We start from the raw sequence: 23,996 nt of genomic DNA, 5'->3' as shown, positions 1-23,996 counted from the left end.
GCTGAGCCCACGGCGCAGCCGGTTCGCTTCGGGGTGTTTATGCAGGTGAATAACCTGCCGGTATCTGTCCCGAAAAGTCCCTGGCCAATGCCCACTGCCTCACCACACTGATTCAACCGATTTTTAACCTTCCTGGAGTTTCGTCATGAGCAAAAAACCCGTCCGTGTTGCCGTCACCGGTGCCGCAGGCCAAATCGGTTACGCATTGCTGTTCCGCATTGCCTCTGGCGAAATGCTGGGCAAGGACCAGCCCGTCATCCTGCAATTGCTCGAAGTGCCTGTTGAAGGCCCGCAAAAAGCGCTCAAGGGCGTGATGATGGAGCTCGACGATTGCGCCTTCCCGCTGCTGGTCGGCATGGAAGCCCACAGCGACCCGATGACCGCCTTCAAGGATGCGGACTACGCGCTGCTGGTCGGTTCGCGTCCCCGCGGCCCCGGCATGGAGCGTGCCGAGCTGCTGGCCGTCAACGGCGCCATTTTCACGGCGCAGGGCAAGGCACTCAACGCCGTCGCCAGCCGCAATGTCAAGGTGCTGGTGGTCGGCAACCCGGCCAACACCAACGCCTACATCGCGATGAAGAGCGCGCCCGACCTGCCACGCAAGAACTTCACCGCCATGCTGCGCCTGGACCACAACCGCGCCCTGAGCCAGATCGCCGCCAAGACCGGCAAGGCCGTGGCCGACATCGAGAAACTCACCGTCTGGGGCAACCACTCGCCCACGATGTACGCCGACTACCGCTTCGCCACCATCAAGGGCGAGAGCGTGGCCAAGATGATCAACGACCAGGAATGGAACGCCAACGTGTTCCTGCCGACCGTCGGCAAACGCGGTGCCGCGATCATCGAGGCGCGTGGCCTGTCGTCGGCTGCCTCGGCGGCCAACGCCGCCATTGACCACATGCGCGACTGGGCGCTGGGCACCAATGGCAAGTGGGTCACCATGGGCATCCCTTCGGACGGCCAGTACGGCATTCCCAAGGACACCATGTTCGGCTTCCCGGTCACCTGCGAGAACGGCGAATACAAGCTGGTCGAAGGTCTCGAGATCGACGCCTTCAGCCAGGAGCGCATCAACAAGACCCTGGCCGAGTTGCAGGGCGAGCAAGACGGCGTCAAGCATCTGCTGTAATCCCGGCGGCGCCAGTTTGGGCGGGCATGCTTTGCGAGGCGCCTTGCCGTGTCTTGCCAGGGATGCCCTCCTGGGCTGGCGCTGAAAGTTACTGAGTTATTGGCCTCGATTTGAATGATGGCGTTTATTTAATGAAACATCCGCGTGAAGTCCTTCTTGGCGCTCAGGCCGCAACGGTTTTTTTGCCTGTTTGTGACCATTACAGCGGTGTGGAGGCGCGGATGCGCAAGAGCCTGCAATTGCAGGCCGAAATGATGCAAGAGTTTGGCGCCTGCGTTTTTGACGTGACGCTGGACTGCGAGGACGGTGCGCCTGTCGGTGGCGAAGCCGAGCATGCGGCCATGGTGGTGGCGCTGGCGGCGCTGGCCAGCGAAAAGGCCCGCGTGGCCGTGCGCGTGCACGCCGTGGACCACCCCGCCTTCGAATCCGATATGGCCGTCATTGCCGGAAAGCTGGCGCGCCACCTTTCGCACATCATGGTTCCCAAGGTGGAATCGGTGGATGACGTGATCAGGGCCGAGCAGGCGCTGCTTGCCGCATCGGCCGGCAACCTGCCGCTGCATGTGCTGATCGAGTCGCCGCTTGCGGTGCGCAACGCCTTCGAGATCGCCGCGCACCCCCGGGTGCAGTCGCTGAGCTTTGGCCTGATGGATTTCGTGTCCGCCCATGGTGGCGCGATTCCGGCCGACGGCATGAGCAGCCAGGGCCAGTTCACCCATCCGCTGGTGCTGCGCGCCAAGCTGGAGATTGCTTCGGCCTGCCATGCCCACGGCAAGGTGCCTTCACATTGCGTGGTCACCGAGTTCAATGACGCCGCGGCCATGACCGGCGCCGCACGCCGTGCCGCCCGCGAACTGGGCTACACCCGCATGTGGAGCATTCACCCGAACCAGATCCGTCCCATTCTGGAGGCGTTTGCGCCCAGCGAGGCTGAGATCGAAGATGCTACAAAAATAATAGCTGCCGCCGCCCGTTCCGATTGGGCTCCCATTAGTTTTGATGGTAAGTTGCACGACCGCGCGAGTTACCGCTATTTCTGGCAGGTGCTGGAGCGCGCGCACCAGACGGGCCGTCAGCTTCCTGCCGAGGCCCAGATGTATTTTCAGGCCGCTCTTCAATGAGCTTCAACCAACCCCCCGAGAGCCGTATGAAATCCACCCTTACCGCAACCCTGGCCGCCACCATCCTGGTGGCCGCTTCCAGCCTGGCCATGGCGCAAACCACGACCGACACCGCCAAACCGGCTGCTGCCGGCACCAAGGCCACCAAGCCGGTTGCCAAAAAGCAACCCGCCGTTAACGCAAACCGCACCAACCTCAAGAGCGCCGCCAAGAACGTGGCCGCAGGCATTGAGGCCGCCGAGGCGGCACTGACCCCCGCCGAGTTGGCGATCGCCGAGCGCGTGCAGGTCGGCCATATGCCTTGCGAACTCGGCGCCTCGATCACGCTGACCGCCGATCCCAAGAACCCCGGCTACTTCGACATGCAGGGGAAGAATTTCCGCTACCGCATGTTCCCGGTGGCGACTTCCACGGGTGCCATCCGCCTGGAAGACCAGAAGGCGGGCGCGGTGTGGCTGCAACTGGCCAACAAATCCATGCTGATGAACCAGAAGCAGGGCATACGCCTGGCCGATGAGTGCATGAGCCCCGCGCAAGCCACCGTGGCCGAAGCCCTGAAGCTCAATCCGGCGCCCAGCATTCTGGATGCGCCCAAGCCCGCCGCTGCCGCCAAGTAAGTCTTATTTTTCACCCCCACGATTCCCCATAATTTCCAATAATTTTGAACACTGGAGTAGCCCGCATGTCGTCTGAATTCTTGCCAACCTACCGCAACCACGTCGCCGAACGCGCGCTGTTGGGCATTCCGCCGCTGCCGCTGACGGCCCAGCAAACCGGTGAAGTCATCGAGCTGCTGAAGAATCCGCCCCAGGGCGAAGAAGCGTTTCTGGTGGAACTGATCACTTACCGTGTGCCGGCCGGCGTGGATGACGCGGCCAAGGTCAAGGCCAGCTACCTCGCCGCCGTGGCGCACGGCACTGAAAAGTGCGCGCTGATCTCGCGCGAAAAGGCCACGCAGCTGCTGGGCACCATGCTGGGCGGCTACAACATCAGCCCGATGATCGAGTTGCTCGACGACGCCGAAGACAGCGTCGCCATGCAGGCGGCCAGCGGCCTGAAAAACACCCTGCTGATGTTCGACCAGTTCCACGACGTCAAGGAAAAAGCCGACAAGGGCAACAAGCACGCCAAGGCCGTGCTGCAAAGCTGGGCCGATGCCGAATGGTTCACCAGCCGCCCTGAAGTGCCTGCAGCTATCAAGCTGACCGTGTTCAAGGTCGCTGGCGAAATCAATACCGACGACTTGTCGCCTGCGCCTGACGCCTGGAGCCGCCCCGACATTCCGCTGCACGCCCTGGCGATGCACAAGAACGCCCGCCCCGGTGTGACGCCCGAAGAAGACGGCAAGCGCGGCCCGGTCAAGTTCATTGAAGAGCTCAAGGCCAAGGGCAACCTCGTGGCCTATGTGGGCGACGTGGTCGGCACCGGCTCTTCGCGCAAGTCCGCCACCAACTCCGTGTTGTGGTTCACCGGCGAAGACATTCCTTTCGTGCCCAACAAGCGCTTTGGCGGCGTTTGCCTGGGCGGCAAAATTGCCCCGATCTTCTACAACACCATGGAAGACTCCGGCGCCTTGCCGATCGAGCTGGACGTGAGCCAGATGGCCATGGGCGACGAAATCGAGCTGCGTCCCTACGAAGGCAAGGCCTTGAAGAACGGCCAGGTCATCGCCGAGTTCAAGCTCAAAAGTGACGTGCTGTTTGACGAAGTGCGCGCCGGTGGCCGTATTCCCCTGATCGTCGGCCGTGGCTTGACCGCCAAGGCACGCGCGGCGCTGGGCCTGCCGGTTTCCACGCAGTTCCGGCTGCCCCAGGACCCGGCCAGCAACGGCCGTGGTTTCACCCTGGCGCAAAAAATGGTGGGCCGCGCGGTCGGCTTGCCGGAAGGCCAGGGCGTGCGTCCCGGCACCTACTGCGAACCCAAGATGACCTCTGTGGGCTCGCAGGACACCACCGGCCCGATGACGCGCGACGAGCTGAAGGACCTGGCCTGCCTGGGCTTCTCCGCAGACCTGGTGATGCAGTCCTTCTGCCACACCGCGGCTTATCCCAAGCCCGTCGATGTGAAGATGCACCACGAGTTGCCGGAGTTCATGAGCGACCGTGGCGGCATTCCATTGCGCCCCGGTGACGGCATCATCCACAGCTGGCTCAACCGCATGCTGCTGCCCGACACCGTCGGCACCGGCGGCGACAGCCACACGCGTTTCCCCATCGGCATCAGCTTCCCGGCCGGTTCCGGCCTGGTGGCCTTCGGTGCAGCGACCGGCGTCATGCCGCTGGACATGCCTGAGTCCGTGCTGGTGCGCTTCAAGGGCGAAATGCAGCCCGGCATTACCTTGCGTGATCTGGTCAATGCGATTCCGCTCTACGCTATCAAGGCCGGTCTTTTGACAGTGGCCAAGCAGGGCAAGAAGAACATTTTCTCGGGCCGTATTCTCGAAATCGAAGGCTTGCCGGACCTGAAGGTCGAACAGGCCTTTGAGCTGAGCGACGCTTCCGCAGAACGCTCGGCCGGTGGTTGCACGGTGCACCTGAACAAGGAACCCATCATCGAGTACATCAACAGCAACATCACGATGCTCAAGTGGATGATCGCCACGGGTTACTCGGACGTGCGCACCATCAAGCGCCGCATCGCCGCCATGGAAGCCTGGCTGGCCGACCCGCAACTGCTCAAGGCCGATGCGGATGCCGAATACGCGGCCGTGATCGAAATCGACCTGGCCGACATCCACGAACCCATCGTGGCCTGCCCGAACGACCCGGACGATGTGAAGACCCTGGGCGACGTGGCCGGAGCGAAGATCGACGAAGTGTTCATCGGCTCGTGCATGACCAATATCGGCCACTTCCGCGCCGCTTCCAAGCTGCTCGAAAACAAGCGCGACATTCCCGTCAAGCTCTGGATGGCACCGCCGACCAAGATGGATGCCAAGCAGCTGACCGAAGAAGGCCACTACGGCGTGCTGGGTTCCGCCGGCGCGCGCATGGAAATGCCCGGCTGCAGCCTGTGCATGGGCAACCAGGCGCAGGTGAAGGAGGGCGCGACCGTGTTCTCGACGTCCACCCGCAACTTCCCCAACCGCCTCGGTAAAAACTCCAATGTGTACCTGGGTTCCGCCGAACTGGCGGCCATCTGCTCCAAGCTGGGCCGCATACCGACGCGTGAAGAGTACTTGACCGACATGGGCGTGCTGACCGCTGCCAGCGACACCATCTATCAGTACCTGAACTTTGACCAGGTCAAGGATTACACCGATATGGCGGATACGGTCAAGGACGGCGCGCTGGCTTGAAGCCCGGTTGACGCACAGGAGGTGACTCCGTGAAGAAATCCGTTTTCACCTTCCTGTGCGCGGCGATTGGCGCGCTGCCCCTGAGTGCTCAGGAGCAGCGCACCAATGCATTCAACGATCCCTTTCTTCAGGTCACCTCGGCCATCGCCCAGTGCCCGGTGCCCGAGGGGCCGCTGTACACCGAGCAAGAGGTGCGCGAAGCGGGCCATGTGCGGACGCAGCACGGTGGCAGCTGCTATCGCGTCGGGCGCTGCCGGCTTGCCAACTCCTACCTGTACGACCAGGAAATCATCCCCAGGGTGGCCCAATACATACGCCTGGATGGCCGCTTCGACGACACCAGCGTCTGGGTGCAGGGCGAACGTCGTCTGGTGCTGCTCAAGGGCTGCGTCCAGTCGCGCGAGCAGGCGCAGGCGCTGGAGCAGGCGGTCTGGCTGGTGGACGATGTCATGGGCGTCGTCAACTATTTGCGTGTGGGCGACGAGCCTTTGAGGTATGTGCCGGCACAGCCCCGCGAAAAGTAGCCTGCCTGTTGTTTCGCCTGACTCCGACTGTCAGTGCGGGCCAATGGTCGCCGCGGCATGAATCCATGCTTACATCTGGGCGCCGGAGCGGTTAAGATACAGATGCAAGTAATTCGTATTTGTATTACGCATTAATGGCGGTGCTCCAGCCTTTCCCGGATGTTGCCGGGGCCTGTCAGTCGAATTGCCCAATGCGTCCGATCCATCCTGGTTAACAACAAAGGTATTTCATGAAATTTTCCTTTACATCTCTTGCGAGTGCCGTGACACTGGGCACGGCCTTGATGGGGGCGCCGCTGGCGTCCTCGGCCCAAACCGCGCCGGCCGCGACGCCCAGCGCCGAAGGCATCGTGGTTTACAACGCGCAGCACGCCAGCCTGACCAAGGCCTGGGCCGAGGCCTTCACCAAGGAGACCGGCATCAAGGTGACCCTGCGCAATGGCGGCGACACCGAGCTGGGCAACCAGATCGTGCAGGAAGGCAAGGCCACGCCGGCCGACGTTTTCCTCACCGAAAACTCGCCCGCGATGGCGCTCGTCGATGCGGCCGGCCTGTTTGCGCCGCTGAACCCCGCCACGCTGAACGAGGTGCCTGCCAACTACCGTCCCTCGCATGGCCGCTGGACGGGCATTGCCGCGCGCAGCACCGTGTTCGTCTACAACAAGGCCAAGCTCACGCCGGCCCAGCTGCCCAAATCAATGATGGACCTGGCCGGCCCGAGCTGGAAAGGCCGCTGGGCGGCATCGCCTGCCGGCGCCGACTTCCAGGCCATCGTCAGCGCGCTGCTTGAGCTCAAGGGCGAGGCGCAGACCGCCGCCTGGCTCAAGGCCATGAAGGACAATGCGACGCTTTACAAGGGCAACGGTGTCGTGCTCAAAGCCGTCAACGCGGGCCAGATCGAGGGCGGGGTGATCTACCACTACTACCGTGTCGGCGACCAGGCCAAGACCGGCGAGAACAGCAACAACACCGAAGTGCATTACTTCCGCAACCAGGATCCGGGCGCTTTCGTGAGCCTCTCCGGCGCCGGCGTGCTGGCTTCCAGCAAGCACCAGCCCGAAGCCCAGGCCTTTGTGCAATGGGTGGCCGGCAAGGGCGGCCAGGAGATCCTGAAAACCGGCGACTCCTATGAGTACGCCGTCGGTGTCGGTGCACAGTCCCATCCCAAGCTGTTGCCGCTGGCTGATTTGCAGGCCCCCAAGGTCGAACCGTCCAAGCTCAACAGCAAGAAGGTCACCGATCTGATGACCCAGGCCGGCCTGCTCTGAAGCTGAACGCCACCCCCTGCGCTGCGCCGACATTCGTGGTCGGCGCAGCGCAGGCTTAAAAAACATCTCCTACCCGTCCTGACTGTCTTTTTTGTGAGTGCCATTCCCCTCCCTGCCAGTGCCGATGCCGCCGTCCGGGGGCCGGGCGCAGTATTCAGCCAAACCCTGCCGCTGGTTCGCAGCACGCCGCGTCGCGGCTGGCCCCTGTCGTGGGTGGCCAGCACGGCGCTGCTCGTGTCCCTGCTGGCCTTGGTGCCGCTGGGCTTTGTGGTCTGGGTGGCTTTCCAGACCGGGTGGGAGACCGTCTCTGCCCTGATTTTCCGGCCCCGCGTGGGCGAGTTGCTGGTCAACACGGGGCTGCTGGTGGCCCTGACCGTGCCGCTATGCGTCTTGCTCGCGGTGGCGCTGGCCTGGCTGACCGAGCGCAGCGATTTGCCCGGCGCGCGCACCTGGGCCTGGCTGGCCGTGGCGCCGCTGGCCGTGCCGGCCTTTGTGCACAGCTATGCCTGGGTCACCGTGGTGCCCGGCCTGCATGGCTTGTGGGGCGGCGTGCTGGTGTCGGTGATCGCCTATTTCCCCTTTCTTTATCTGCCGGTAGCGGCGGCGCTGCGCCGGCTGGACCCGGGCATGGAAGACACGGCGGCCTCGCTGGGTCTGGGGCCCTGGGGCGTGTTCTCTCGTGTCGTGCTGCCGCAGCTGCGGCTGGCCGTTTGCGGCGGCTCACTGCTGATCGGCCTGCACCTGCTGGCCGAATACGGCCTGTACGTGATGATCCGCTTCGACACCTTTACCACCGCCATCGTCGACCAGTTCCAGTCCACCTACAACGGTGTGGCGGCCAACATGCTGTCGGGCGTGCTGGTGCTCTGCTGTTTTGCGCTGCTGGGGCTGGAGTCGGCGGCCCGCGGCAACGAACGCTACGCCCGCATCGGCACCGGCGCTGCCCGGCTGCCGCAGCGGCGGCGCCTGGGCGGCGCCACGTGGCTTTGCCTCTTGCTGCCGGCCCTCACCACGGCGCTGGCGCTGGGTGTGCCGCTGGTCACGCTGGTGCGCTGGCTGGCGGCCGGCGGGGCCGGGGTCTGGCGGCTGGGCGAGATGGTCCCCGCCGTGGGCCAGACGCTGGCGCTGGCGCTGGCCGGCGCGCTGCTGACCACGCTGGCCGCCGTGCCCATGGCCTGGCTCTCGATTCGCTCACCCGGGCGGCTGCAGCGCGTGCTGGAGGCCTGCAACTACCTGGTGGGCTCGCTGCCCGGCGTGGTGGTGGCGCTGGCCCTGGTGACGGTCACGGTGCGCGTGGCCATGCCGATCTACCAGACGGCGGTCACGGTGCTGCTGGCCTATGCGCTGATGTTTTTGCCGCGCGCGCTGATCAGCCTGCGCACCGGCATTGCCCAGGCACCGGTGGAACTGGAGCATGCCGCCCGCAGCCTGGGGCATACGCCGGCCCGGGCGCTGTGGGCCGTCACCCTGCGCCTGGCCGCGCCGGCCGCCGCGGCCGGCGCGGCACTGGTCGGCCTGGGCATCACCAACGAACTCACCGCCACCCTGATGCTGGCGCCCAACGGCACGCGCACCCTGGCCACCTCGTTCTGGGCCTACAGCAGCGAGATCGACTACGCCGCTGCCGCGCCCTATGCCCTGATCATGATCCTGCTTTCCCTGCCCATGACCTGGCTGCTCTACACCCAATCAAAACGGACCGCCGGACGATGACCTCCCTTGAACTTCACGCGGTACACAAACACTACGGCCCGGTGGCCGTGCTGGGCGGTATCGACCTCAGCGTGGCCGCCGGCAGCCGCACCGCCATCGTCGGGCCTTCGGGCTCGGGCAAGACCACCTTGCTGCGCATCATTGCCGGCTTTGAGGCGCCCGACGCCGGCCGCGTCAGCCTGGGCGGCCAGCTGCTGGCCGATGGGCCCGGCATGGTGCCGGCGCACCGGCGCGGCATTGGTTTTGTGCCGCAGGATGGCGCCCTGTTTCCGCATCTGACGGTCGCCGACAACGTCGGCTTTGGTTTGCCCCGCAACACGCCGCAGCGCGCCGAACGGATTGCCGAGCTGATGGACATGGTGGCCCTGGACATCGCCATGCTGGCACGCCGGCCGCACGAGCTTTCCGGCGGCCAGCAGCAGCGCGTGGCCCTGGCGCGGGCGCTGGCGCAGCGGCCCCGGCTGATGCTGCTGGACGAGCCTTTTTCGGCGCTGGACACCGGCCTGCGCGCCAGCACCCGCAAGGCCGTGGCGCAGCTGCTGGGCAACGCGGGCATCACCACCATTTTGGTGACCCACGACCAGTCCGAAGCCCTGTCGTTTGCCGACCAGGTGGCCGTCATGCGCGAGGGGCAGCTGGTGCAGGCCGGCTGTCCGCTTGAGCTGTATCTGCGGCCCAGGGATGCGGCGATTGCCAGCTTTCTGGGCGAAACCATTGTGCTGCCGGCGCAGCTGGCGGGCGGCTGGGCCGACTGCGCGCTGGGGCGCATTGCGGTCAATGACGGCCAGCGCAGCGGTGCGGCGCAAATCATGCTGCGGCCCGAGCAATTGCAGGTCGTCCAGGTCCCGGCGGAGGTGGCGGTGCACGGAACGGACACGGGGGCGTGCTACGGCGCAGTGATCGATGCCGATTTTGGCGGGTCAGTCTGTGTGCTGTCGGTGCGGCTCTTGCGCGGCCCTGGCGCGGTCCCGCTGGCCTCCCGGGATGGCGAGGCGTGGGACGCGCCGCTGCTGGTGCACAGCCCTGGCCTGCACGCGCCGGCGACCGGCGACATGGTACGCATCAGCGTGGCGGGGCAGGCGCACGTTTTCAGCGGCTGAGCGCCAGGGCCCGGCGGCCCTGCGCCACGGAAATTCAGCGGAAATACGCATCAACAATGGCTCTGGCCCAATAGCCATGGGCGTAATCAGCTATTAAATAGGTAGCGCTTGAGGGCCTCTCGCGCGCTGCCGATGCGCAGGCTTGGGGACTGTGGGGCGCCGCGCCGCCGCGGGCGCGGGCCGCATGGCTTGCCGGCGTTCATGTGGACGCTGTCCATCTCCTTTGCTAGTATCTTGTGCGCGCCGTACACAAGATCCGCGGAGCTTCTCCGCTTCCCGTGCTCAGGCGATCTTTGGACCTCTAACCACCCACGCGAGGAGACTTCCCATGAGCCGCTACGTTGATGGATTTGTGGTGCCTGTTCCTGCCAGGAGCGTTGACGCCTACCGGAAGATGGCGCGCAAGGCCGGCAAGATATGGCGCGAACACGGCGCACTCGAATACACCGAATGCATCGCCGATGACGTCAAGCCCGGCAAGCACACCTCCTTTCCGCAGAGCGTCAAGCTCAAGCCGGAGGAAGTGGTGGTGTTTTCGTGGATCACCTACAAGTCGCGCAAGCACCGTGACAGCGTCAATGCCAAGGTGATGAGCGACCCGCGCCTGGCCAGCATGATGGACCCCAAGGCCCTGCCGTTTGACGGCAAACGCATGTTCTGGGGCGGCTTCAAGACCCTGATCGAACTCTGACAGCCATCCGGCACGAGGGCGAAAAACAGGCTGCTTGAAGGCAAGGTGGCCGTGATTTACGGCGGAAGCGGCGCAGCTTGATGCGCTCGACGAAGACGCGGTACGCAGGCATGCCGATGCGGTGGCGGCCAAGGCGGACGGCATAGACATCACCCTGAAACCCCGCCAAGGTCTACCGCTGCATGAATTTCGACCAGATCGAGGCGTACGCGCAGACGGCCAAGGAAGTGACGGTCTGAGCGGGCCTTTCGTGCTTGGCTGACAAGGCGGCCTTCGGTCCGCTTTTTTGTGGATGTCGTTCAGAGATGAAAACGGTTATTGCGGAAGCCGCGACCATGTGGGGGGCCGGTAGAGCGAATGGCTGAATCCGCAAACCCAATGCTGTCTGTCGGGAATTCACCTCGGATCACTGCACAGCGTCGTTTGCGGGCGCTGTAACTCGGCCATGCGCGATAGTCGGCTGACAGCGACTCGTTCTGGGAAATAATGATCCTATGTCGATCAGCCACTCTATCTGGACTCCCCTGCGCCAGCCCGCCTTTCGCGGGCTTTGGCTTTGCGGCGGCGTCTTTTTTCTTGGTAACGGCATGCAGTCCATGGCGGCTGCCTGGCTCATGGTCGAGCTGACCGGTTCGTCCTTCATCGCAGCGCTCGTGCAGACCGCGGTTTTCCTGCCCATGTTCCTGCTGGCGCTGCCCGCGGGCGTGCTGGCCGACACCAGCGATCGCCGGCGCCTGATCGCCAGCGCGCTGCTGGCGCAGGTGGCCGCATGCGCGCTGCTGGCCTTGCTGGTGCTGGGGGGCTGGGGTGGGCCGGCATCGGTACTTTTTCTGGTGTTTGTGTGTGGCTGCTGCACGGCGGTGCTGACGCCGGCCTGGAACTCGTCCGTGGTGGAGCCGGTTCCTCGGGACGAATGGCCGCAGGCCATCACCGTCGTCAGCATTGCCTACAACGTGGCGCGCGCTATCGGCCCCACGCTCGCCGGTTTGCTGTTTGCACGCCTGGGTGCGGGCTGGGTGTTCGCGGTCACGGTATTGACGACGCTGGTCATGTGGGAATCGATCCGCCGATGGCCGCCACGCGCTCACCCGCCGTCGCGCCTGCCGGCCGAGCGCCTGTGGAGCGGTACGCTCAGCGGGCTGCGTTTTGCCTGGCACTCGCGCATGATCCTGGCGCAGCTGGTGCGGGCCATGGCCTACAGTGCGGCCGGCTCGGCACTGTGGGCGCTGCTGCCTGTGATTGCACAGCGTCAGCTGGGCACCGGCGCGCAAGGCTTCGGCCTGTTAATGGGTTGCATGGGCACGGGCGCGGTGGCCACCGGACTGGTCATCGGTCGCATGCGCGCGCGTTTCGGACTCGACGCCGTCGTTGGCGCCAGCTGCGTGGCGTTTTCTGCCGTCATGCTGCTCGCCGCGTGGGTCCGTGTGCCGCTGCTGGTCTATGGCGCCATGGCGGTGGGCGGCGCCGCGTGGATGGCGGCCATGTCGACCTTCAACACCGCCACGCAGTCCAGCGCGCCGCCGTGGGTGCGCTCGCGCGCGGTGGCGCTGCATATCGTGGCCTCGCTGGGCGCCTTCGCCTTCGGCTCGGCGTTCTGGGGCGCGTTGTCCGACATAGCCGGTCTGACAGCCGCTCTGGTCGCGGCCGGCCTGCTGATGGCCGCCGGCCTACTGCTGGCGCGCCCGTTTCCGTTGCGCGTGGGAGCCGCCCACGAAGTGACGCAGGGCACGCCCTGGGAAGAGTTGTTCGTGGAGGCCGAACCCAGCCCCGAGGCCGGCCCGGTGGCGGTGGAGGTGGCCTACCGCATCCGCCCCGGGGAGGACCACGCCTTTCTCGACACCATTGGTCAGATGAAGGCGCCGCGCCGGCGCGATGGCGCCACCTTCTGGCGCGTCTACAAGGACCTGGGCGAACCGTCCCGCTACGTGGAGCGTTTCCTGGTGACCTCATGGGCCGACTACCTGCACCAGCGCGCTCGCGCTACCGTGGCCGATCACACGCTGGAAGCCGAGGTGCGCGCCTTCCTGGCGCACGGCGAAAGCGTGCGCATGTCGCACTATATTGCCGAGCGTTGAGGCGACGGCTGCCGGACCGGCGACGGAGGAGCAGTCAGCAATGACTGGACCTGGCCATTATGTGTGCCCCCCATGCAACGGTCGCCTCTCCAATGATTTGCTATTAATTTTATAGCTTATTGCGCAGTAAATACAAGGGCTTGAGCCAGATTCTTCTCAAGAAATCTTGCAAATTCGGCCTCAGACAGCCGCCAGCTGCACCGGCACGCCGCTCAGCACGGCATTGCCCGACAGCGGGTCGCGCCAGTCTTCGTCGAGCAGCGCGTTGAGGTTCACGCCGGGGCGCTCGGCGGCCAGCGAGAGGCGGGCGCCGGGCAGGCCGTGGCCCCAGCCGTGGGGCAGGCTCACCACGCCGGGCATCATCTCGTCGCTGAGCTGCACCTGGGCCTCGATGCTGCGGCCGTTGCCGCTGATGCGCGCGACTGAGCCGTCGGCCAGGCCCAGGCGTTGCGCGTCGGCGGGGTTCACCAGTGCGGTGCAGCGAAACGGCCCCTTGGCCAGCACCGGCAGGTTGTGCATCCAGCTGTTGTTGGAGCGCACGTCGCGCCGGCCGACGATCACCATGTCGGGCACCGGCTGCGCGAGGTCGCCGGCGGCGCGCTGCAGGTCCTGCAGCAGCGCGGGCGGCGCCAGCTCGACCTTGCCCGTTGGGGTGCGCAGCATCTCGGGAATGCGCGAGGTGAGTTCGCCGAGGTCGATGCCATCGGGCGCGGCTTTCACCTTGGCCAGCGTCAGGCCTTCGGCTTTGCGGCCGAACTGGTCGCCATAGGGGCCGGTGCGCAGCGCGAGTTCGAGCAGGCGGTCCGGGCCGCTGAGGCCCCGCGTGGCGTCGATCACGGCTTGTGCGTGCTCGCCAAACAGCTTCTTCGCGTCCTCGGCGAAGTTCTCGTCGTCGATCCGCTTCGCATCGGCCGCCGCGCCTTTGCCCTGCACAATGGCCGCCAGCTTGAGCAGGGTTTCCCACTCCGAGGGCTGGCCTGCGGGGGCTTCGAACACCGGCGCGCTGTAGCGTGCATGGTTGCGCCACGAGAACTGCGGAAAGGCCACGTCGTAGTGCATGTCTTCCAGCGGCGACAGGCCGGGCAGGATCACGTCGGCATGGCGCGTGGTTTCGTTGAGGTAGACGTCCATGCTGACCATGAAGTCCAGGCTGTCGAGCGCCCGGGCCAGCCGCGCGCCGTTGGGGGAGGACAGCACCGGGTTGCTGGCCACCGTGATCAGCGCGCGCACCTGGCCTTCGCCCGGCGTTTCGATTTCCTCGGCCAGGCAGGTCATGGGTAGCTCGCCGAACACTTCGGGCGCGCCGCTGACCCGGCTGTTGTGGCGCCCGGTCGTGATGCCGCGGCCGTTGCCGGGCTGGCCGGCCGTGTTGCTGGCAAAGGCGGCAGCCTTGGGGAGCATCGCGCCGCCGGGCTCGTCGAGGTGGCCGGTCAGCGCATTGAGCACATCGATCAGCCAGCTCGCCAGCGTGCCGTAGGCCTGCGTGCAGGTGCCGATGCGGCCGTAGACCGCGGCCCGCGGCGTGTTGGCCAGCTGGCGCGCGAGGCTGCGGATGGTGGTGGCATCAATGCCGCAACGCGTTGCCACGACTTCGGCGCTGAAACCCTGCACTGCGGCTTCAAGCGATTCAATGCCGTTCACGAACTCCGCCAGGCGCCCGAGCTTCACGAGCTGCTCGTCAAACAGCGTGTGCACCAGGCCCAGCAGCAGGAACACATCGCCGCCGGGGCGGATGAAGTGGTGGGCGTCGGCCATGGCGGCGGTTTCGGTGCGGCGCGGGTCGACCACCACGAGTTGGCCGCCGCGCGCCTGCATGGCCTTGGCCTTGCCCTTGAAGTCGGGCACGGTCCAGAGGCTGCCGTTGCTGGCCAGCGGGTTGGCGCCCAGCATCAGCAGGAAGTCGCAGCGCGCGATGTCGGGCACGGCCACGCTGAGCCAGTGGCCGAACAGCAGGCCGCTGGACAGCTGCTTGGGCATCTGGTCCAGCGTCGAAGCCGAGAACACATTGCGCGAGCCCAGGGCCTTGGCCAGGCGCGAGAAATACAGCAGCAGGCCGATCTTGTGCGCCGACGGGTTGCCCACGCTGAGGGCGGCCGCCTGGCGGCCATGCTGCGCGAGAAGGGGCGGCAGGCGCCGCTCGATCTCGGCAAAGGCCTCATCCCAGCTCGCCTCGACAAACTCGCCGTTGCGCTTGATCAGCGGCGTGCGCAGCCGGTCCGGGTCTTCGTGCAGGTCTTTCAGCGCCACGCCCTTGGGGCAGATGTAGCCGGCGCTGAAGACGTCGCTGTCGTTCCCCCGGATGCTGATGACCCGGCCCTCGCGCACCTTGAGCTCGAGGCCGCAGCAGGCTTCGCACAGGGGACAGATCCGGTGGTGGATGGTTTCGGTCATGCGTGTCTCCATGTGTCTCCAGGGTCTTTATCCTGCGCGAAGCGGTGCGGCAACGCGATCACGCAGGCGACAGCACCTGGCGCAGCACCTCGCCGGTGAAGGCGTCGGCCGGGAAGAAGGTCTCCAGCATCAGCTCCTGCAAGGTCACATCCACCGGCGTGCCAAAGATCGTGGTGGTGCTGATGAAGCTCAGCACGCCGTGCCCGGTGCGGAACTTGAGCGGCATGGCCACGCCCAGGTGTTCGCCGTCCAGGTGCGTGTCTGCGGCGCCCTCGGACACGGGGTAGGCGCGCAGCTCTTCCAGCAAATCGGCCAGCACCGGGTCGGCCGTGGCGGCAATCTGCTGGCGCAGGCGCTCGAACAGGTGGGTGCGCCACTGGACCAGGTTCACGATCTTTCCGGCCAGGCCCCCGGGGTGCAGGCTCAGGCGCAGCACGTTGACCGGCGGTTTGAGCAGCTCGGGGTCGGCGCCGGCCAGCAGCTGGGGCAGGGCGGCGTTGGCCGCCACCAGGTTCCAGTGCCGGTCCAGCGCCAAGGCCGGAAAGGGCTCGTGGCTTTTGAGGATCAGCTCCACCGCCTGGCGGGCCGAGGCCAATGCCGGGTCGCTCAGCGGCCGCTCGCGGTACATGGGGGCGTAGCCGGCCGCCACCAGCAGGGCGTTGCGCTCGCGCAGCGGAATGTCCAGCCGCTCGGTCAGGCGCAGCACCATCTCGCGGCTGGGCACGGAGCGGCCGGTTTCCATGAAGCTCAGGTGGCGCGTCGAGATGTCGGCCTCGTCGGCCAGGTCCAGCTGGCTCAGGCGCCGGTGCTGGCGCCAGTGGCGCAGGTGCTCGCCGAAGGGCAGGGGCGCGTTTCGCGGCACCGGGCGGCTGGGGTGGTGGGTGCTGGCAGTCATGACGCCATCCTAAGGCCGGACGGGTCTGCGCTCCATGACCTCCCAGGTCATCGACTGGCCGCTGGGCCGGCGCAATGATTCATTCCCTGCCGCACTGACTGACAGCCCGGTGCGCTGGCTGACTTGACTCACTTGGCCGGCTGTCGCAACCCAGGAATTTGCAATGTCTTCCACTTCGTTCATCTCGTCCCCGAATTTCCTGCGCAATGTGCTGCGCGTCGATGCGCTCTCGTGCGTGGCCTGCGGTCTGCTTCAGGTCGCTTTGACCGGTACCATGGCCCGCCTGCTGGGTTTGCCGGAAACACTGCTGGCCTACACCGGCGAGTTCTTGCTGATGTATGCGGCGGCGGTGGCCTTCATTTCCACGCGCAAGCCCGTGCCGCGGTCGCTGGTCTGGGCCCTGGTGGCCGGCAACCTGGCCTGGGCCGCCGGCTGCGTGCTGCTGCTGGTCAGCGGCCGCGTGTCACCGTCCATGCTGGGCCTGGCCTATGTCGTGGTTCAGGCCCTGACCGTGGCCGTGCTGGCCGAGCTGCAGTTTTTCGGCCTGCGCCGCTCGGCGCCCCGGCCGGCCTGGTGAAGGGGTGCCAGGCCCGGCGCCGCGGGGCTGCCGGGCTTGCGCCCCGGGCGAAGGCCAAAAGCTCGGGCCATCCCGCAGGGTTTGTTGCCAAAGGCTCCCGTACTCGCCCAGCGCCTGCCAGAATGGAGGCTGTCGGTTTAAATAAAAGGAGTCTGCCATGGCCAAGTCGTCTGCCCCTGTCCACGCTTTCGCATCCACCCGCAAAACCTTCAAGACCGCGTCAGGAAAAACAGGGAAGTTCTACTCCCTGCCGGCGCTGGCCAAGCAGTTTCCCAAGGTGGCGCGCCTGCCGGTGTCCATCCGCATCGTGCTGGAGTCGGTGCTGCGCAATTGCGACGGCAAGAAGGTCACGGCGGAGCATGTGGAGCAGCTGGCCAATTGGGCGCCCAAGGCCAAGCGCAGCGAAGAAATCCCGTTTGTCGTCTCGCGCGTGGTGCTGCAGGACTTCACCGGCGTGCCGCTGCTGGCCGATCTGGCCGCCATGCGCAGCGTGGCCCTGAAGCTGGGCAAGAATCCGAAATCGATCGAGCCACTGGTGCCGGTGGACCTGGTGGTGGACCACTCCATCATGGTCGACTACTACGGCCAGAAGGATTCGCTGGACCTGAACATGAAGCTCGAATTCCAGCGCAACCGCGAGCGCTACGAATTCATGAAATGGGGCATGCAGGCCTTTGATACCTTTGGCGTGGTGCCTCCGGGCTTTGGCATCGTGCACCAGGTCAACCTGGAATACCTGGCGCGCGGTGTGCACAAGGGCCAGGACGATGTGTATTACCCCGACTCGCTGGTCGGCACCGACAGCCACACCACCATGATCAACGGCATCGGCGTGGTGGCCTGGGGCGTGGGCGGCATCGAGGCCGAGGCCGCCATGCTGGGCCAGCCGGTGTATTTCCTCACGCCCGACGTGGTGGGCTTTGAGCTGACCGGCCAGCTGCGCGAAGGCGTGACCGCCACCGACCTGGTGCTGCGCGTGACCGAGCAGCTGCGCCGCGAAAAAGTTGTCGGCAAGTTTGTCGAGTTTTTCGGTGAAGGCACGCGCACCCTGGCCTTGCCCGACCGCGCCACCATTGGCAACATGGCGCCCGAGTACGGCGCCACCATGGGCTTCTTCCCGGTCGATGAGAAAACCATAGACTATTTCAAGGGCACGGGACGCACCAAGGAAGAGATCGAAGCCTTTGAGGCCTACTTCAAGGCGCAGGGCCTGTTTGGCGTGGCCAGGGCCGGCGAGATTGACTATTCGCAGGTGGTCAAGCTGGATCTGGGCGATGTCACGCCCAGCCTGGCCGGCCCCAAGCGGCCGCAGGACCGCATCGAGCTGGGCGATGTGGCGCGCCAGTTTGCGTCCCTGTACAGCAAGCCGATTGCCGACAACGGCTTCAACCAGCCGGCCGAACGTCTGTCGCAGCGCTATCGGGTTGGCGTCGGCGAAGGCGGTCCGGCTGATGACGCACCGCCGCCGCAGCTGGGCGCCGCGCGCGATGTGGTGGAAATGGTCAGCAACCGCCCCACGCTGGCCACCGCGCAAGTCGCAGGGCGCGATCCAGTCGCGGTGTGCGAACTGCCGAACGACAAGGCCAAAGCCTTGACCGTGGGCAACGGCGACGTGCTGATTGCCGCCATCACCAGCTGCACCAACACTTCCAACCCCAGCGTGCTGCTGGCCGCCGGCCTGCTGGCCAAGAAGGCGGTGAAGGCGGGGCTGCGGGTAGCACCGCACATCAAGACCTCGCTGGCGCCCGGCTCGCGCATCGTGACCGAGTACCTGACGGAAACCGGCCTGCTGCCCTACCTGGAAAAGCTGGGCTTTGCGCTGGCCGGCTATGGCTGCACCACCTGCATAGGCAACGCCGGCGACCTGACGCCCGAGCTGAACGAAGCCATCACCAAGAGCGACCTGGTGTGCGCCGCTGTGCTGTCGGGCAACCGCAACTTCGAGGCCCGCATCCACCCCAACCTCAAGGCCAACTTCCTGGCCAGCCCGCCGCTGGTGGTGGCCTATGCGATTGCCGGCACGGTGACGCGCGACCTCATGACCGAGCCGGTCGGCCAGGGCAAGGGTGGCAAGGATGTCTACCTCGGCGACATCTGGCCGACCAGCGACGAGATTTACAAGCTCATGAAGTACGCCATGAACGGCAAGGCTTTCCGCGCCAACTACGCCAAGGTCAAGACCAAACCGGGCAAGCTCTGGGAAAAAATCAAGGGCGTCACGGGCACGTCCTACACTTGGCCGGTCAGCACCTACATTGCCGAGCCGCCGTTCTTCAAGGACTTTGCTATGGAAATAGAAGCGCCTTCCGCAAATGGAGCGGGCGCTGCAGGCCAAAAAGATGGAAATTCCGTGAAGGGCGCGCGCATCATGGCGCTGTTTGGCGACTCCATCACCACCGACCATATCTCGCCGGCAGGCTCCATCAAGGCCAGCTCGCCGGCCGGCCTGTGGCTGCAGGAGCACGGCGTGCAGAAGGCCGATTTCAACAGCTACGGCGCGCGCCGCGGCAACCACGACGTGATGATGCGCGGCACCTTCGCCAACGTGCGCATCAAGAACCTGATGATCCCGGCCGGCAAGGACGGTTCGCGCGAGGAGGGCGGTGTGACCTTGTACCACCCGCACCACCGCACGCCCGAAAGCGTGATCCAGAAAATGCCGATTTACGACGCCGCCATGAAGTACATGGAAGAAGGCACGCCCACGGTGATTTTTGCGGGCGAGGAATACGGCACCGGCTCGTCACGCGACTGGGCCGCCAAGGGCACGCAGCTGCTGGGCATCAAGGCCGTGGTGGCGCGCAGCTTTGAGCGCATTCACCGCAGCAACCTGGTCGGCATGGGCGTGCTGCCGCTGCAGTTCAAGCCGGGCGATTCCTGGCAGACCCTGAAGCTCACGGGTTCCGAGTTGATTGACGTGATTCCGCACCCCGAACTCAAGCCGCAAAGCGAGGCCAAGCTGGTCATCAGGCGCGCCGATGGTTCGCAGCAGGAAGTCACGGTGATCCTGCGCGTGGACACGCCGATTGAAGTGGATTACTACCGCAACGGCGGCATCCTGCCCTACGTGCTCAGGCAACTGCTCGCTGCATGATCCGGCAGGCCCTGATTGCCGGTGGCGGCATAGGTGGCCTGGCGGCGGCACTGTCCGCGTCGCGCGCCGGCTGGGATGCGCGCCTGTTTGAACGCGCACCGGCCTTCAGCGAGGTTGGCGCCGGCATTCAGCTGGGCCCGAATGTCGTCAGGGTGCTGCACGGCTGGGGGCTGGCACAGGCGCTGCAGGAGGTGGCGGCCTTTCCCGATCGCCTGCAGGTGCGCAGCGCCGTGTCGGGCCAGACACTGGGCGAGTTGCCGCTGGGCGGCCGGGCCGGGGCGATGGTCGAGCGCTACGGCGCGCCCTATGTCACCGTGCATCGCGCCGACCTGCAGGGCCTGCTGCTGGCGGCGGTTCAGCAGCAGACCGATGCGAAGCTGCACCTGGAGCGTCCGCTGATTTCCTTCAGCCAGAATGAACAGGCCGTGACGGTCAAGGCCATCAGCGGTCCCGAAGTCGAAGGCGATGCGCTGATAGGCGCCGATGGCTTGTGGAGCACGGTGCGCCAGCAACTGCTGGGCGATGGCCTGCCACGGCGCACCGGCCATCTGGCCTACCGCGCGCTGATGCCGCAGGCCCAGCTGCCCAAACGGCTCCGCAGCCAGCATGTCACGGCCTGGCTGGGTCCGCGCATGCATGTGGTGCACTACCCCGTGCGCCGTGGCGAGTGGCTCAATGTGGTGGCCATCGTGGAGGGGGAAACCACCGGTGAGCCGAATCTTTGGGACCACAGCGCCCATGCCTGCGACCTGGCCCGCCTGCTGGCCGGCAGTTGCACGGCGCTGCAGGAGCGGGTAGCGGCCATGGACCGCTGGCGCCTGTGGGCCTTGCACGACCGCGCCCCCATGCAGGGCAGGCACCAGCAGGCCGTGGGCCGGGTGGCCCTGCTGGGCGATGCCGCCCACCCCATGCTGCCCTACCTGGCGCAAGGCGCCGGCATGGCGATTGAGGACGCGGCCGAGCTGGGCCATGCGCTGGCCCAGGCGCTGGATCCGGTTTTTGACGTGTCGACCATGCTGCAGCGCTATGCCCTCAACCGCTGGCAGCGCAACGCCAGGGTGCAGGCGCGGGCCTTGCGCAACGGGCAGATATTTCACGCCCAGGGCTTGCTGCGCTGGGGCCGCGATGCCTCGCTCAAGCTGCTGGGCGGGAAGCTGCTGGATATGCCGTGGCTGTATGGCGCGGTGCCCAGGGGGTTGTGAATTTGCTATTGAAAAGATAGCTGATGGCACCCTATTTAATTGGGTTGGAGCCGTATTTGTTTTGGATTGGTTGCTAGAAGCCGTCTTTGATGCTTGGCTCTGTGGGCTTTCATGACGAGGCCGGGACCGCCCCGGCGGGCGACTTCGCGCGGGCGGCGCCGTTCGCTCTGGTGCTGAGCCTGCTTTTCGCCGGCAAGGTTCACGCGAATGCGGCCGGTGTCGCTGATCGCCGCATTGGGCGGCGTGCTGTTCCTGTCGGAAGCGATGACACCGCGCCTGGCGGCTGCCTCCGCGGCCATCCTGGGTGGCATTGCGTTGGCACTGATCAGCGGTCGCCAGACTCAGCGCTGAGGCTTCAGGGATCGTTGATGGTTTCGTGTTCAGCGGGAATGAGGATCTCGAGGAGCTCGCAGTCATCCGACCAGCCGACGACCGTGTGGCGGATGCCGGGTGGCTGGACCCAGCACGACCCTGCGACCAGCCGCTGTGGTCCGATGCCCTCGAAGTCTGTCTGGAACCAGCCCTTCAGACAGTAGACCAGCTGGAACTGCACATTGTGGTGATGCCGCAGGCTGAGTTCGGTGCGGAACGGCGCGATCATGCGGATCACATGCGCTTTGGCCAACCCATGGGTCGCAGCCGCGACGCCCAGGTCGCGGTAAGCCGAGTAGTCCCGCAGGCCACCGGTCTTGAAGTCGGCCTCGTTGTGGTGGCTGATGACAAAGCGCTGCGGCGCCACGCGAGAAGAGCGTTCCATCTGAGTCTCCGAAAAGATCGTCGGACCGCAATTTAACTTCCGAATTCAGAGTGACGCAAGATTTGAAAGTCCCGGCTTTGCCGGGAGATGATTGCTTACGGAAGGCTCAATCGTGCATGCAATGGAAGTGTGGCAACGGCATCACGGATGCCAGCGGCTCGGCGGCAAGGCGGCCGGTACCGCCGAAGCTTTGCCCGCCAGCGCATAGGAGAGCTGGCGGGCGGTGGCCATCGCCAGCGGCGCCAGCGATTCCAGCGCGGAAGGCGGCAGGCGTGACGCCGGCCCCGAGATGCACACCGAGCCCAGCAGCCGCCAGTGCATGCCGAACACGGGCGCCGACACCGTGGCCACGCCCTGTTCGCGCTCGCCGATCGACCAGTGGTAGCCCTGCTTGCGGATCTGTTCATAGACCTCGCCGGGCTCGCCCGAAAAGGCCAGGATCACGCGGCCCGGCGAGCCCTTGTCCAGCGGCAGGCCCTCGCCCATGCGCGCATGGTGGCGCAGCGCCTGCGGGCCTTCCACGCGCACGAGGCAGGTGCGCACATTGCCCTCGCGCACGTAGAAGGCCGCGCTCTCGCCGCTGGCCTGCGTGAGTTCGCGCAGCGCGGGCTCCAGCACGTTCTGCACGTCGAAGCCCGCCTGGTAGCGCGCGCCCAGCCAGCCCGCAGCCGGGCCCAGGCGCCACTCGCCGTCGTCGCGCTGCACCATGTAGCCCGACAGCGCGAGCGTGCGCGCCAGGCGCAGCACCGTGGTCTTGTGCAGGCCGCAGCGGCGGCTCAGCTCGGCCAGCGACAGGTGCGACTCGCCGAGCGCGAAAGCCTCGAGCAGTTGCAGCGCGCGCGTCACGGCGATGACGCCGCCATCGCGTGCACCGGCTTCGGCCGGCGGTGCGGGTGGCATGGGCTCTGGCGTGGCGGCGCGCGCGCGGTGGGGCCGGGTGGCGGGTGCCGGAACTGCCAGGGGAGGGCGTTGGTTGCTCATGGTGCAATTGGTTGCATTGTGTGAAACGTCATTGTATGGATTGAAACATTTTCTTAAAGTCGCATCCCAATGCCGAGATGCAAGCCCAGGCAGCCGCTTCCCCATAAGTTCACAAGGAGACAACCGATGCCTTTCCCCACGCTCCCGCGTTCCCTGCCCGCGCGCCTGTGCGCCGCCGTGCTCGGCCTCGCGGCCGCCGCCGTGCCCGCCGCGAACGCCATGGCGCAAGCCGCCTTCCCGTCCAAGCCGATCCGGCTGATCGTGCCGTTCCCGCCCGGCGGCGGCACCGACATGATCGCGCGCACCGTGGCCCAGAAGCTGACCGACCAGCACAAGTGGAACGTGATCGTGGACAACCGCCCAGGCGCCGGGGGCAACCTGGGCGTGGACGCCGCGGCCAAGTCCGCCCCCGATGGCTACACGCTGGTGATGGGCCAGACCAGCAACCTGGCCATCAACCCCTCGCTCTACGCCAAGCTGCCCTACGACCCGCTCAAGGACCTGGTGCCCGTGGCGCTGGTGTCGTCCTCGCCCATCGTGATGGCCGCGCCCGTGAACTCGCCCTACAAGACCTTTGCGGACGTGATCGCGGCCTCCAAGGGCAAACCCGACGCGCTCACCCTGGGCTACTCGGGCAACGGCACCGTGGCCCACCTGGCCGGTGAACTGGCCGAGAACGCCGCCGGCATCAAGCTGCGCCACATCCCCTACAAGGGCGCGGCCCAGGCCATGACGGACCTGGTGGGCGGGCAGATCGACCTGTACATGTCCTCCGTGCCCACGCTGCTGGGGCAGGTGCGCAACGGCAAGCTCAAGGTCATCGCCATCACATCGGCCAAGCGCTCGTCCCAGCTGCCCAACGTGCCCACCCTGGCGGAATCGGGCTACAAGGGGTTCGAGGCCGTGACCTGGTTCGGCATCCTGGCGCCGGCCGGCACGCCCGCAGCCATCGTGCAGCAGCTCAACAAGGCCATCAACCAGGCCCTGGTGCAGCCCGACGTGGCCGACAAGCTGCGCTCCGAGGGCGGCGACGTGCTGGGTGGCACGCCCGAGCAGTTCAGCACGCTGCTGCGCGCCGAAGTGCCCCGCTGGGGCAAGATCGTCAAGGACTCGGGCGCGAGCCTGGATTGACGCGCGACCCGCAGCATCGCTTCCCCACGCCCACAGAGCCCTCGCC

General features: G+C 66.1%; 18 protein-coding genes and 1 pseudogene. 15 read left to right on the top strand and 4 right to left on the bottom strand.

The window, feature by feature from the left end; genetic code table 11:
- Window positions 1-145: 145 nt before the first annotated feature.
- The 10 genes from PJE01S_RS19535 to PJE01S_RS19490 all read left to right on the top strand — a co-directional run bounded on the left by PJE01S_RS19535 (window position 146) and on the right by PJE01S_RS19490 (window position 12,922).
- The gene (locus tag PJE01S_RS19535; RefSeq protein WP_068835325.1) at window positions 146-1,132 is read left to right on the top strand and encodes a malate dehydrogenase; all 987 of its coding nucleotides are present in this window, start codon (window positions 146-148) and stop codon (window positions 1,130-1,132) included.
- Between the two features lie 131 nt (window positions 1,133-1,263).
- On the top strand, window positions 1,264-2,253 hold the full coding sequence (locus PJE01S_RS19530) for an HpcH/HpaI aldolase/citrate lyase family protein (protein ID WP_068835324.1): 990 nt from the start codon (window positions 1,264-1,266) through the stop codon (window positions 2,251-2,253).
- A gap of 26 nt (window positions 2,254-2,279) precedes the next feature.
- On the top strand, window positions 2,280-2,870 hold the full coding sequence (locus PJE01S_RS19525) for a hypothetical protein (protein WP_068835323.1): 591 nt from the start codon (window positions 2,280-2,282) through the stop codon (window positions 2,868-2,870).
- A 65-nt stretch (window positions 2,871-2,935) separates the two neighbouring features.
- Window positions 2,936-5,551: a bifunctional aconitate hydratase 2/2-methylisocitrate dehydratase gene (locus PJE01S_RS19520; RefSeq protein WP_068835322.1), complete on the top strand. Its 2,616-nt coding sequence runs from the start codon at window positions 2,936-2,938 to the stop codon at window positions 5,549-5,551.
- A 29-nt stretch (window positions 5,552-5,580) separates the two neighbouring features.
- Entirely contained in the window at window positions 5,581-6,075 is a 495-nt protein-coding gene (locus PJE01S_RS19515) for a BON domain-containing protein (RefSeq protein WP_084389646.1), read from the top strand.
- A 230-nt stretch (window positions 6,076-6,305) separates the two neighbouring features.
- On the top strand, window positions 6,306-7,343 hold the full coding sequence (locus PJE01S_RS19510) for an iron ABC transporter substrate-binding protein (protein WP_068835321.1): 1,038 nt from the start codon (window positions 6,306-6,308) through the stop codon (window positions 7,341-7,343).
- A gap of 93 nt (window positions 7,344-7,436) precedes the next feature.
- Complete coding sequence (locus tag PJE01S_RS19505; RefSeq protein ID WP_084389645.1) at window positions 7,437-9,056, top strand: ABC transporter permease; 1,620 nt, start codon at window positions 7,437-7,439, stop codon at window positions 9,054-9,056.
- A complete protein-coding gene (locus PJE01S_RS19500; protein ID WP_068835320.1) occupies window positions 9,053-10,156 on the top strand; it encodes an ABC transporter ATP-binding protein in 1,104 nt (367 codons plus the stop codon). Before PJE01S_RS19505 ends, PJE01S_RS19500 begins: the two co-directional genes overlap by 4 nt.
- A 328-nt stretch (window positions 10,157-10,484) precedes the next feature.
- On the top strand, window positions 10,485-10,847 hold the full coding sequence (locus PJE01S_RS19495) for a DUF1428 domain-containing protein (protein ID WP_068835319.1): 363 nt from the start codon (window positions 10,485-10,487) through the stop codon (window positions 10,845-10,847).
- A gap of 494 nt (window positions 10,848-11,341) precedes the next feature.
- On the top strand, window positions 11,342-12,922 hold the full coding sequence (locus tag PJE01S_RS19490) for an MFS transporter (RefSeq protein WP_068835318.1): 1,581 nt from the start codon (window positions 11,342-11,344) through the stop codon (window positions 12,920-12,922).
- 180 nt (window positions 12,923-13,102) lie between these two features.
- Here the strand turns inward: PJE01S_RS19490 and PJE01S_RS19485 are convergent, their stop codons facing one another.
- Both PJE01S_RS19485 and PJE01S_RS19480 read right to left on the bottom strand, forming a co-directional pair.
- Window positions 13,103-15,313: a molybdopterin oxidoreductase family protein gene (locus PJE01S_RS19485; protein ID WP_068835317.1), complete on the bottom strand. Its 2,211-nt coding sequence runs from the start codon at window positions 15,311-15,313 to the stop codon at window positions 13,103-13,105.
- Window positions 15,314-15,371: 58 nt separating this feature from the next.
- Window positions 15,372-16,208 (bottom strand): helix-turn-helix domain-containing protein, encoded by an 837-nt coding sequence (locus tag PJE01S_RS19480; RefSeq protein ID WP_068835316.1) that lies wholly within the window; start codon window positions 16,206-16,208, stop codon window positions 15,372-15,374.
- 163 nt (window positions 16,209-16,371) lie between these two features.
- Here PJE01S_RS19480 and PJE01S_RS19475 point away from each other — a divergent pair, with 163 nt between their 5' ends.
- The 4 genes and pseudogenes from PJE01S_RS19475 to PJE01S_RS26325 form a co-directional block, all read left to right on the top strand.
- Window positions 16,372-16,785, top strand: a complete 414-nt coding sequence (locus PJE01S_RS19475) for a hypothetical protein (protein WP_068835315.1) — start codon at window positions 16,372-16,374, stop codon at window positions 16,783-16,785.
- Between the two features lie 157 nt (window positions 16,786-16,942).
- Window positions 16,943-19,879, top strand: coding sequence for an aconitate hydratase (locus tag PJE01S_RS19470; protein ID WP_068835314.1), 2,937 nt, complete (start codon window positions 16,943-16,945; stop codon window positions 19,877-19,879).
- Window positions 19,876-21,081 (top strand): FAD-dependent monooxygenase, encoded by a 1,206-nt coding sequence (locus PJE01S_RS19465; protein ID WP_068835313.1) that lies wholly within the window; start codon window positions 19,876-19,878, stop codon window positions 21,079-21,081. Before PJE01S_RS19470 ends, PJE01S_RS19465 begins: the two co-directional genes overlap by 4 nt.
- A 216-nt stretch (window positions 21,082-21,297) precedes the next feature.
- Window positions 21,298-21,432, top strand: a pseudogene (locus PJE01S_RS26325) (EamA family transporter); the annotation flags it as partial.
- 4 nt (window positions 21,433-21,436) lie between these two features.
- Here the strand turns inward: PJE01S_RS26325 and PJE01S_RS19460 are convergent.
- Both PJE01S_RS19460 and PJE01S_RS19455 read right to left on the bottom strand, forming a co-directional pair.
- Complete coding sequence (locus PJE01S_RS19460) at window positions 21,437-21,838, bottom strand: cupin domain-containing protein (RefSeq protein ID WP_068835312.1); 402 nt, start codon at window positions 21,836-21,838, stop codon at window positions 21,437-21,439.
- 141 nt (window positions 21,839-21,979) lie between these two features.
- Entirely contained in the window at window positions 21,980-22,738 is a 759-nt protein-coding gene (locus PJE01S_RS19455) for an IclR family transcriptional regulator (RefSeq protein WP_068835343.1), read from the bottom strand.
- 207 nt (window positions 22,739-22,945) lie between these two features.
- Here PJE01S_RS19455 and PJE01S_RS19450 point away from each other — a divergent pair, with 207 nt between their 5' ends.
- Window positions 22,946-23,950 carry a tripartite tricarboxylate transporter substrate binding protein gene (locus tag PJE01S_RS19450; RefSeq protein WP_068835311.1) on the top strand — a complete coding sequence of 335 codons (1,005 nt, stop codon included), beginning with the start codon at window positions 22,946-22,948 and terminating at the stop codon, window positions 23,948-23,950.
- Window positions 23,951-23,996 lie beyond the last annotated feature (46 nt).

Source organism: Polaromonas jejuensis NBRC 106434, from assembly GCF_001598235.1.
GTDB lineage: Bacteria > Pseudomonadota > Gammaproteobacteria > Burkholderiales > Burkholderiaceae_C > Polaromonas > Polaromonas jejuensis.
This window is presented reverse-complemented; position numbering and strand designations above follow the sequence as displayed.